At 35.8% G+C, this 9955-nt stretch carries 11 protein-coding genes and 1 pseudogene; 8 read left to right on the plus strand and 4 right to left on the minus strand.

Annotated elements, in window-relative coordinates; translation table 11 throughout:
- Window positions 1-303, minus strand: a complete 303-nt coding sequence (gene raiA, locus AACZ92_RS01980) for a ribosome-associated translation inhibitor RaiA (RefSeq protein ID WP_339696444.1) — start codon at window positions 301-303, stop codon at window positions 1-3.
- A gap of 75 nt (window positions 304-378) precedes the next feature.
- Entirely contained in the window at window positions 379-1335 is a 957-nt protein-coding gene (locus tag AACZ92_RS01985) for a TerC family protein (RefSeq protein WP_339696447.1), read from the minus strand.
- A gap of 181 nt (window positions 1336-1516) precedes the next feature.
- Here AACZ92_RS01985 and AACZ92_RS01990 point away from each other — a divergent pair, with 181 nt between their 5' ends.
- The 6 genes from AACZ92_RS01990 (at window position 1517) to AACZ92_RS02015 (ending at window position 6582) form a co-directional block, all read left to right on the plus strand.
- Window positions 1517-3481 carry an aconitate hydratase gene (locus AACZ92_RS01990; RefSeq protein WP_339696450.1) on the plus strand — a complete coding sequence of 655 codons (1965 nt, stop codon included), beginning with the start codon at window positions 1517-1519 and terminating at the stop codon, window positions 3479-3481.
- Between the two features lie 110 nt (window positions 3482-3591).
- A complete protein-coding gene (locus AACZ92_RS01995) occupies window positions 3592-4197 on the plus strand; it encodes a nitroreductase family protein (RefSeq protein WP_339696453.1) in 606 nt (201 codons plus the stop codon).
- A gap of 27 nt (window positions 4198-4224) precedes the next feature.
- The gene (locus AACZ92_RS02000; protein WP_339696456.1) at window positions 4225-4416 is read left to right on the plus strand and encodes a hypothetical protein; all 192 of its coding nucleotides are present in this window, start codon (window positions 4225-4227) and stop codon (window positions 4414-4416) included.
- 27 nt (window positions 4417-4443) lie between these two features.
- Window positions 4444-5067, plus strand: coding sequence for an NAD(P)-binding domain-containing protein (locus AACZ92_RS02005; protein WP_339696459.1), 624 nt, complete (start codon window positions 4444-4446; stop codon window positions 5065-5067).
- An 82-nt stretch (window positions 5068-5149) separates the two neighbouring features.
- A complete protein-coding gene (locus AACZ92_RS02010) occupies window positions 5150-6001 on the plus strand; it encodes a formate/nitrite transporter family protein (protein WP_339696462.1) in 852 nt (283 codons plus the stop codon).
- A 92-nt stretch (window positions 6002-6093) separates the two neighbouring features.
- Complete coding sequence (locus tag AACZ92_RS02015) at window positions 6094-6582, plus strand: DUF4251 domain-containing protein (RefSeq protein ID WP_339696465.1); 489 nt, start codon at window positions 6094-6096, stop codon at window positions 6580-6582.
- A 384-nt stretch (window positions 6583-6966) separates the two neighbouring features.
- Here AACZ92_RS02015 and AACZ92_RS02020 read toward each other — a convergent pair whose 3' ends face one another.
- Entirely contained in the window at window positions 6967-8169 is a 1203-nt protein-coding gene (locus AACZ92_RS02020; protein ID WP_339696467.1) for a multidrug effflux MFS transporter, read from the minus strand.
- Between the two features lie 140 nt (window positions 8170-8309).
- Between AACZ92_RS02020 and AACZ92_RS02025 the strand changes: the two genes are divergently transcribed.
- The gene (locus AACZ92_RS02025; protein WP_339696470.1) at window positions 8310-8768 is read left to right on the plus strand and encodes a universal stress protein; all 459 of its coding nucleotides are present in this window, start codon (window positions 8310-8312) and stop codon (window positions 8766-8768) included.
- 62 nt (window positions 8769-8830) lie between these two features.
- The gene (locus AACZ92_RS02030; protein WP_339696473.1) at window positions 8831-8992 is read left to right on the plus strand and encodes a hypothetical protein; all 162 of its coding nucleotides are present in this window, start codon (window positions 8831-8833) and stop codon (window positions 8990-8992) included.
- 514 nt (window positions 8993-9506) lie between these two features.
- On the opposite strand, the pseudogene AACZ92_RS02035 reads toward AACZ92_RS02030, so the two are convergent.
- Window positions 9507-9955: pseudogene (locus AACZ92_RS02035) on the minus strand (hypothetical protein); the annotation flags it as partial.

Raw genomic sequence — 9955 nt, forward strand, 5'->3', positions numbered from 1 at the left:
TTAATGTGTTTTCATTTTTCCTTTTCGCTTTTGAAGTTGTCTATCTAATTGATTAATAACTTCGGCTAACGAAATTTCAAATTTTTCCTTGCTTTCTTCAGCAAATAATCTTGGTCCAGGAGCGCTTAACTGAATTTTTGTTTTTCTTCCTGTTTCAGCATCTGAAGTATTTTCTGCTTCAAAAAAAACATCTGCTCGTACAATGAAATCATACTTGTTTACTAACTTATTTATTTTCTCTGTTGCAAGGGCTTCTAATCGTTCACTTGCAGATACGTTGTCATATTCAAAATTAATGTTCATAGCTCTTCTGTTTTAAGTTGTTTAAATATACAATTCAACGGTAGAGAGCCCAAAAATTTAATAATACTTTGTGAATTATTTCTCTTGAATAGGTGCTTTTTCTGAAGGTATATAAATCGATGCGATAATTCCTGCTGCCAAGGCCAATACAATAATACCCAGCGATACCCATTCTGGTATTTCAACGTGGTGCGACAGCATCATTTTTACACCTACAAAAGCGAGTATAACAACTAAACTATAATTAATATACCGAAACTTTTGAAGCATTCTTGAAATTAAAAAATACATAGATCGTAATCCGAGAATTGCTAAAATATTAGAACTGAAAACAATAAAAGGATCTGCAGTAATCGCTAATATAGCCGGTATACTATCTAAGGCAAAAAGAACATCGGTTAACTCAATTATCATTAATGCAAGAAAGAGTGGAGTAGCGGCTTTTATACCCATACGCCTAATAAAAAACCGATCCCCTTCTATGGTATGGGTTATCGGGAAGAATTTCCGAAGAAATCGATACATGGGCGATTGCTTTGGGTTAAAATCTTCTTCACTAGACGTTAGCATCTTAAAAGCAGTGTATAGTAAAAAGCCTCCAAATACATAAACAATCCAGTCTACTTTATTTATTAAAGCCACTCCAAAAAAGATCATCAAGGCTCTAAAAACAATGGCACCTAAAATCCCCCAAAACAAAACTCGATGTTGGTATTTTTCAGGAATTTTAAACGAAGAAAAGATTACAGCAATCACAAATACATTATCAATACTTAATGACAACTCGATTAAATATCCCGTAATGTATTTTATAACGGCTGTATTTGGAGTAAGGCCGGTAGGGTTTTCCACCATTCCATTACTAAAAAGCCAATAAATAACACCCGAAAAAGCCAAAGCCAAACTCACCCAGACGGATGTCCAGATAGAAGCTTCTTTGGTTTTTATAATGTGTGCTTTTCGATTAAATACTCCTAGATCCAGCGCTAAAAAGATAATAATGACGGCAATAAAAATAATCCAAACGGTCATATAAGTGTTGGCTTGTTAGTTGTTTTCAAATACTTTATAATTTAAAGTCCATCAAATATCGTTAGAATTTGTCGCTTCTTGTATTAAAGAAAGCCGAATTAATTCATTAGAAAATATAATTTATTGTTAAACCGATTTCAGAAAGATAGATTATTAATAACTTAATGGAAAACTTTGAACAATGGGATTAAACGTAACACAAAAACTAATAAAAGAACACTTAATTGAAGGGGAGATGACTCCTGGAAAGGAAATTGGTCTAAAAATAGACCAAGCCCTTCTACAAGACGCAACAGGTACTTTGGTACAATTAGAGTTAGAAGCCATGCAGCTAGATAGAGCTAAAACTGAGGTGGCTGTACAATATGTGGATCACAACTTATTACAAACAGATTTTAAGAATGCCGATGACCACGTATTTCTACATAGTGCTGCACAAAGGTTTGGCTTATGGTTCAGCCGGCCCGGAAATGGAGTGAGTCATCCTGTACATATGGAACGGTTTGGAAAACCTGGGAAAACCCTAGTAGGTAGTGACAGCCACTCGTGTGCTGCAGGTTCGCTAGGTATGTTGGCCATTGGTACTGGCGGATTGGATGTTGCTGCAGCTATTGCCGGACAACCTTATTTCGTGAAAATGCCTAAGGTAATGGGTGTAAAAGTAACGGGTAAGCTACCAGATTGGGTGAGCGCTAAAGATGTGATTCTTGAAATGCTACGCCGTCACGATGTAAAAGGAGGAGTAGGAAAAATAATTGAATATTATGGTGATGGGCTTAAACATTTAAGTGCCATGGACCGTCACGTGATTGCTAATATGGGGGCAGAATTGGGAGCAACAACTACGGTTTTTCCTAGTGATATTGAAACCAAACGATTTTTAAAAAGCCAAGAAAGAGAAGATGATTGGCGAGAAATCATAGCCGATGAAGATTGTGAATATGATTTGCACGAAGAAATTGTGTTAGACGAGCTAGTTCCTTTAATTGCTTTACCTACTAGCCCTGGCAACGTAGTTCCCGTGAGTGAAGTGGCTGGCAAAAAAATAAGTCAGGTGGTTATTGGTTCTTCAGCAAACCCTGGGTTGCGTGACTTTTGGATTGCAGGTGCCATTGTAAAAGGAAAAGCCACAGATGATGATGTCTCTTTTGACATTAATCCAACGAGTCGCCAGATTATCCAGAATATGATTGACAATAAAACATTCGGAAATTTAATTACTGCTGGTGCACGTTTCCATCAAAGTGGGTGTATGGGATGTATTGGAATGGGACAAGCACCCGCAAGCGGTACGATAAGTTTACGAACCATGCCACGAAATTTCCCGGATAGAAGTGGAACCAAAGATGATCAAGTACACTTATGTAGTCCAGAAACGGCTGCTGCTTCAGCTTTAACCGGAAAAATAACCGACCCACGAGATTTAGAAAAGCTTTACGATATGAAATATCCTAAGTGGACCCCAAGAGAGCTACATATAATAAATACCGATATGTTGGTAGCTCCACCAGAAGATACCTCGAAAATTGAACTAAAAAAAGGTCCTAATATTACTTCAATACCTCATATTGACGAGCTTCAAAATAAATATGAAGTTCCAGTGCAATTGAAAATGGGAGATAACGTATCTACCGATGAAATATTAAAAGCAGGAGCCGAAGTACTTCCATTTAGAAGTAATTTACCTGAAATTAGTAAATACAGTTACACCGTAATTGATCCAACGTTTTATGACCGCGCCATGAAAAGTAAAGATCAATATGGCGGCCATATAGTTGTTGCCGGCGGAAATTATGCGCAGGGGAGTAGCCGAGAGCACGCCGCTCTAGCGCCCAAATACTTAGGACAAGTAGCCGTATTAGCTAAAAGTTACGCTCGTATTGCTTGGCAAAACCTTGTGAACTTTGGAATCTTACCGTTAGAGTTTGAAAACAATGAAGATTATGAAAAAATTGAGCAAGGAGATATGATTCAGTTTAATAACCTTCGGGATGATGTAAAAAACAGAAAACCTATCACGGTTATTATTAAAAAGGAATCGGGTGATATTAAAATCCCTACAAAACACACCTTGAGCGAGCGACAAATTCGAATTCTCTTGAAAGGGGGAATCATTAACGATTTTAAAGATCGATTAAACGCGTAGCCTTTTTTAAAAAATCATAAGAAGGCTTTAAAATTGGTTTAGCGAGCGTTAAATCTTTTTTAAAGCCTTTCCTTTTGCCTTACAATCTCTATATCTTTAAAAGAAAAACAATGAGCCAACCAAATACGACTGAAAAAGAAACTCCAACCCAATTTGATATTCATCCATTAATTAAGGAACGATGGAGCCCTAGAAGTTTTTCAGAAAAAGCTATTTCTGAAAAAGAGGTAAAAACCTTACTGGAAGCAGGTAGATGGGCACCTAGTAGCAGCAATATGCAGCCGTGGAATATCATTTGGGGCATTAAAGGCACCCAAACCTACGACCGTATTTTTAGCTGTTTACATGAATTTAATCAAGGTTGGGCCGGCAATGCACAGGTATTATGGGCGTGTGCATTTCGAAAGGATATGCCCACTCAGGATAAAGAAAACTTTCACGCTTTACATGATCTAGGTCTATTTATGAGTAATGTGTACACGCAAGCACAATCGATGGGGATTGCTGTACACCAAATGGCGGGAATAGATTTTAACAAAGCCCAAAAAGAATTCAATTTCCCAGATAATTATCACGTAGCCACCGCAGCGGCTTTTGGGTATTATGGAGGGGATCCAGCAATATTGGATGAAGATTTAAAAAAAGAAGAGCTGAAAAAAGAACGAAGTAGAAAATCACAAGATGAATTTGCTTTCAACGGAAATTTTCAGAAATAAAACTATTAATTTAAATGTAAGGGAATTATGAGCGATAAAAAAGAGAAAAAACACGCAGACTTTCAAGACAAGTACCGAAGATCTTCCAATTTTGGAGCTTCGGATGATGAATTGAACGTAGACAACAACGGAAATCTCAAAGCCGACGACACCGATAAAAAAACAACAAAAGAAGTTCGAAAGTCGGTAGATAACTTATTGGATTCTGAAGAAGAATAAATTAATTACTAACAAAAAGAAAAAATTATGAAAATAGGAGTTATAGGAAGTGGAAACATAGGAGGAAACTTAGGGAAACATTGGGCCAAAGCTGGTCACGAAGTATTGTTTACCTCGAGACACCCAGATCAACTAAATGACCTAGTACGTGATGCTGGAGATAATGCGAAAGCAGTTAGCTTAGATGAAGCTTGGGAAGCTGATGCAGATGTATATCTGTTAGCCGTTCCTTATAAAGCAATTGACGAATTAAGCGAATTATATGCAGGTGAATATGGCGATAAAATAATTATAGATGCTACAAATCCATACCCTGAGCGGGATGGCGAAATGGCAAAAGAGGTGAAAGAAAGCAACCGAAATGCTTCAGAATATACCGCTGTGAAGTTCAATACCGCCAAGATGGCCAAAGCGTTTAATACCATTTATGCAGATCATTTAAAAGACCGTGCTTTTAGAGAAGTAGATAAATTAGCAGTACCTTTTGCTGCTCAAGATCAAGAGAGTAAACAGGTAACTCAAAAATTAATTGAGGACATTGGTTTTGATTCGGTTTATATAGGTGAGTTAAAAGATACAGGTATTATGGATCCTGATCAGAAAATTTATGGTAAATCTACCTCAAGGACTAACTTAGAATCTATGATTTAATTATAGGTTTAAATTAAGAACGACAATATACTATCCTTCAGTATCTTAAATATCATACTGGAGGTTTTTTATAAATACGTTAATGACAAAAGAAGAACAAGAACAGGAGCAAATAGATAACGAGTTAGAAAACTCACAAACTTCCGATGAAAACACAGCAAAGTCTCACGGAGAGATACTAAAACAACAAATTTGCGAAGGACAGGAGGTCTATAAAAAGAGTCCTTTAAGCATTTTGGTAAGCTCTTTTACTGCCGGACTCGAAATAGGGTTCAGTTATCTATTATTAGCGTCTCTATTTTTCTTTTTACACGGTAAAGTAGCAGAAGATACAGCCTTTAAAATGCTGTCCTTCGTCTACCCGTTTGGATTTATCATGGTCATTGTAGGACAATCTATATTATTTACGGAACAAACATCATTATTAACACTACCTGTACTTAACAAGAAGCAATCCCTAAAAAATTTACTTACGTTATGGGGAATGGTCATTTCAGGAAATCTACTAGGTGGTTGGGCGATGGCTGCGGTATTGGTATGGATAGGGCCTAAGCTACATATATTCGATGTAGAAACGATTTCAAAAATTGCTACCCATGTAACCGACTATAATATGTGGGTGATATTGGTAAGTGCTATTTTAGCGGGCTGGTTAATGGGGCTACTATCTTGGGTAGTTACCTCTTCAAAAGACACTATAAGCCGTATTTTTATTATTTATATGATTACGGCTGTCCTTTCATTTGCAGGATTACATCACAGCATTGTAGGTAACGTAGAAGTATTTGCAGGCCTATTAGTACCTTCTTCCTTATCTATAGGTGATTATGCAGCTTTTCAAGCGGTAGCCTTGTTAGGGAATGCCATTGGTGGCGCTGTGTTTGTGGCGTTATTAAAATACCGAGCCTTTGTTACGAATATTAAAGGTAATTAATGATGTTTTTTAAGCGGGCTACATAAGTTGTTAGTAGCAGGAATGATTTTTGTGATAGATTGAACATAGAATAACTTGTAAGAAACTAAATTATGAAAACCGTGTTATGTATACTTTCCATGCTTCTAATAAGTTGTGGAAGCACCCAAACCGCCACAGAAAAAGGTGAAATGAGCCAAGTACAACAATGGGCAAAGGACAAACAATTTACCATTGAATCAAATTATGCCAATCCGTTACGAGGAAATCAAATAAGTTTAATAGGAAACACTAACTATTTAACGGTTAATAAAGAGCATGTTTCTGCTTACTTACCTTTTTATGGACAACGGCAAATAGGAAATGTTTTAAAAGGTGGTGCCATCGAGTTTGAAGGAACCCCGAAAGATGTACAATTAATCTACAATCAAAGGAAAAAATCCAGTATTATATCGTTTACTATTTCAGAAAAAGGAGAGAACTATCAAGTAACTGTTACGCTTTATGACAATAAAAACAGCAGAATTACTGTAAACAGTAGCCAACGCGATTTAATGCGGTATGAAGGTGAGGTTGAAGCACTTCCGGAAGACGAAAAATAAATCCACCGTCAATCCTTTTCTAAATATTTAACCTATTCATTTTTTCCATTGATGAAAAAACGAACCAAAAAAATCTAGGCTTACGAAACTTTATCTAAATTTATCATTCGGCACCTAAATTTTAGGAACTCGCATAAAAGATCTTACTTGTTTTAAATATTTTGCTTGCTCAGACAGCCTAAAATTTCACGGTACACTCATTTCAAATTTTACGATAAATTTTCGATAGGCCAAAATTGCCATTTATAAAAAACACTCTTAAAAATTTTAAGTATTGTCAAACCCTGCTTGAATCAAGGCTTCGAATTTTATTTTAAAATCGTTTAGAATGCAATTAGTCAACTGTATAAAAACACTATTGTATTATGTTTTTTTTCATGAAAACTAGTGCTTTTTTTTCTGAAACTTTAAATAGAAGAGTAATAAGATAGAGAGGCCAGAACAAATAGAAAACCCTATAAAGAGGGGTAAAGCAGTATCCTGTATAAATCGGCCGATAAAAACACTAACGGGAACTGCTATTAGTATAGCGATAAACCCAGTAATAGCTGAAGCAATACCCGCTATATGTCCCACAGGATCCATCGCCATGGCTCGTAAGTTTCCGAAAAGAAAACCAATGGAAAAAAATTGCAAGGCAAAAAAGATTATTAGTATTTCAATAGGTGGGTTTTCAGAATTATGGAATAGAATAATATATACAAACGAAACAATAAAAAATGATAGGAGGGAAGTGGTAATCAGCTTTTCCATTCCGTATCGAACTACTAAGGTTCCGTTTAAGAAAATGGCCGTTCCAATGGAGAGTGCTAGTCCTGCAAATATGAAAGGAAACACTTCTTTTAAATCATACTGAATTTCGAATATCTGTTGCGAACTGCTTAAATACACCATAAATGAGCCTGTTACAAAGCCAGAAATAATGGTAAACCCGATGGTTCGCCTGTGGCGTATCAATTCTTTAAATCCGCTAACAAATACTTGAGGAGTAAAACGCTTTTTATTTTCAGGGGATAAGGTTTCTGGCTGTCGTTTCCAAAACCAAAAGGAAACCAAGAGACTAATACCAATTTGGACATAAAAAATACTTTCCCAACTGTAATAATCAAGAATAAATTTACCCATAGTAGGCGCTATAACTGGGATTAAGATGAAAACCACCGTAACAAACGACATAATACGCGCCATATAATCGCCCCGAAACATATCGCGGATAATCGCAATGCTTATGGTTCTGGGTGCAGATAAGCCAATACCTTGTAAAATACGCCCTAAAACCATAACTTCAAGACTACTGGCAGTAACGCAAATAAAACTGGCTATTATAAATAGAACAAAGCCCATATACACAACGGGTTTTCTACCCAAACTATCCGATAAAGGGCCAAAAAGTAAGGGTCCAATACCCAAGCCCAGAAAAATCATGGTAACCAACAGCTGATTATCCACAATATCGGTAACACCCATATCGAAACCTATAATGTCTAATGCGGGCAATAGCGCATCGATTGATAGGGCTACGACCGACATTAGCGATGCCATTAAAGCTACAAATTCAAATTGGGAGGTAGGCTGTTTTTTTTGCATCGCACAAAAGTAAACAAACCCATACGGAGAATAGATGGTGGTATTGTTAATTAAACATAAATTTAAGATTCCTTTATGGCAATAGCATCAAGACGTTTCATAACTTTATGATGTTAAAAACAGTATAAGGTGCCAAGAGGATGAAAAAGATATTAATAGCCGTGGATTATCACCCAACTTCTGAAAAAGTAGCTGAAACAGGCTATAAATTAGCCCAGCAAGTAGGTGCTGAAGTGTGTTTAATACACGTAATTGCTGAAACACGATATTACGGTGTAGAATATCCTTCTTTTTTAGGGCATACTAGTTATAATTATAATTTCGCGATGGATGAACGTGTGAATACTCAAATAGAGAATATGGCGAAAGACTTTTTAGAACAAGCTGCTTTACATTTAGATAATAAGGTAACTACCAAACTTATAAAAGGAGAAACCGCGAGTAGTATTTTAAAATATGCTAATGAATGGCAAGCCGATCTCATTGTGATGGGGACACACAGTCATAGTGTATTGGAAAAACTGCTTATGGGCACAGAAGCCATGAAAGTCTTAGAAAAAACGCAGATACCGGTTTTTATGGTGCCGGTGAAAAAATAAGATACTAACACCGCAAAACATATATACCAAAACAACCAATTTAAAAAAATAACTACACACACATGAATAAGAACACACAGGACAACCAAACCAACCAGGATCACGAAGATTATATTTTAAAAGACAATGCCAAAACAAAGTTTGGCGCTAGCTTTATTGTGATCGTGCTTATTTTATTATTAGTAGGAGTAGCAATTTCTGGGATGTTTTTTGAATGGTGGTAAATAGAAATTCTCTTTTAAACTTTCTGATTCTAATTCTCTAAGAAAGAGTTAGAGATACACAGCACTTAATATTTAGTAGTAAGGACACAGCGTATAAGAAGCACCATTATAACAGTCTTTGAAATATTCTATTTTACATAATATAAATTATAGTACAAATGATAACATTCGAGTAACATGGCGAATAGCGCTTTTCGCGCTATTTTACATAAAAGCAGATATCGACCGTTAGGGCTATATCGTCAGCTTTTATGTAACAGTCATTTTACGAACAATATATATTGACATTTGTACCCTAAAATAGCCATTATACAATACCTTCTTTTAATACACTATTATCCAACACTTGTTAACGCCAAAATAAAAGCTACCCTTTTTGCTATTGTAAAAAATCGCGTATTCGATAAAATGTACGTTTCCTTTACTCGCTCTGAGTTTATCGAAGAGTTGTTTTGACCAAAGTTTTATGAGGCCAAGTTTAACATCGAGATTCTCTTTTTTTAAACTCCATCTGTTAAAACCTAAATATATTATCAACTAAATTCTCATCAGTTCTTGTTCCATAAGGATCAATCGCAATATAATTAGGAGTTTTGTTTACTATTAACTTAACTTTTGTGATTTCTTCGTTAATTTGATTTGACTCATAATACAATACGGAGCTATCCTCTTTAACTAATGATGGATGTGTTGTAAAAGCTCCAATTTTAATAGGTTCTTTTATTCCTATTTCAATTATTTCTCCATTATCTATCGTTTCAAAACGCTTCGCTTTTATAGTCGCTGTAATCTCATAAGTACCATTTTCTAATGCTTCATAAGAACTTTCCTCAATGCTTAAGTCATACGTTATTACTTTTTTAAACCAGTCGTCAATCAAATGATGCTGCTCTTTTGGCGTAACGTTACAAACCAAATCCAAAAATTCAATAGTATTTGCTTCCAAAGTATTACTGTTACGAT

Source organism: uncultured Marixanthomonas sp. (assembly GCF_963974425.1).
In the GTDB taxonomy this organism is placed as follows: Bacteria; Bacteroidota; Bacteroidia; order Flavobacteriales; family Flavobacteriaceae; genus Marixanthomonas.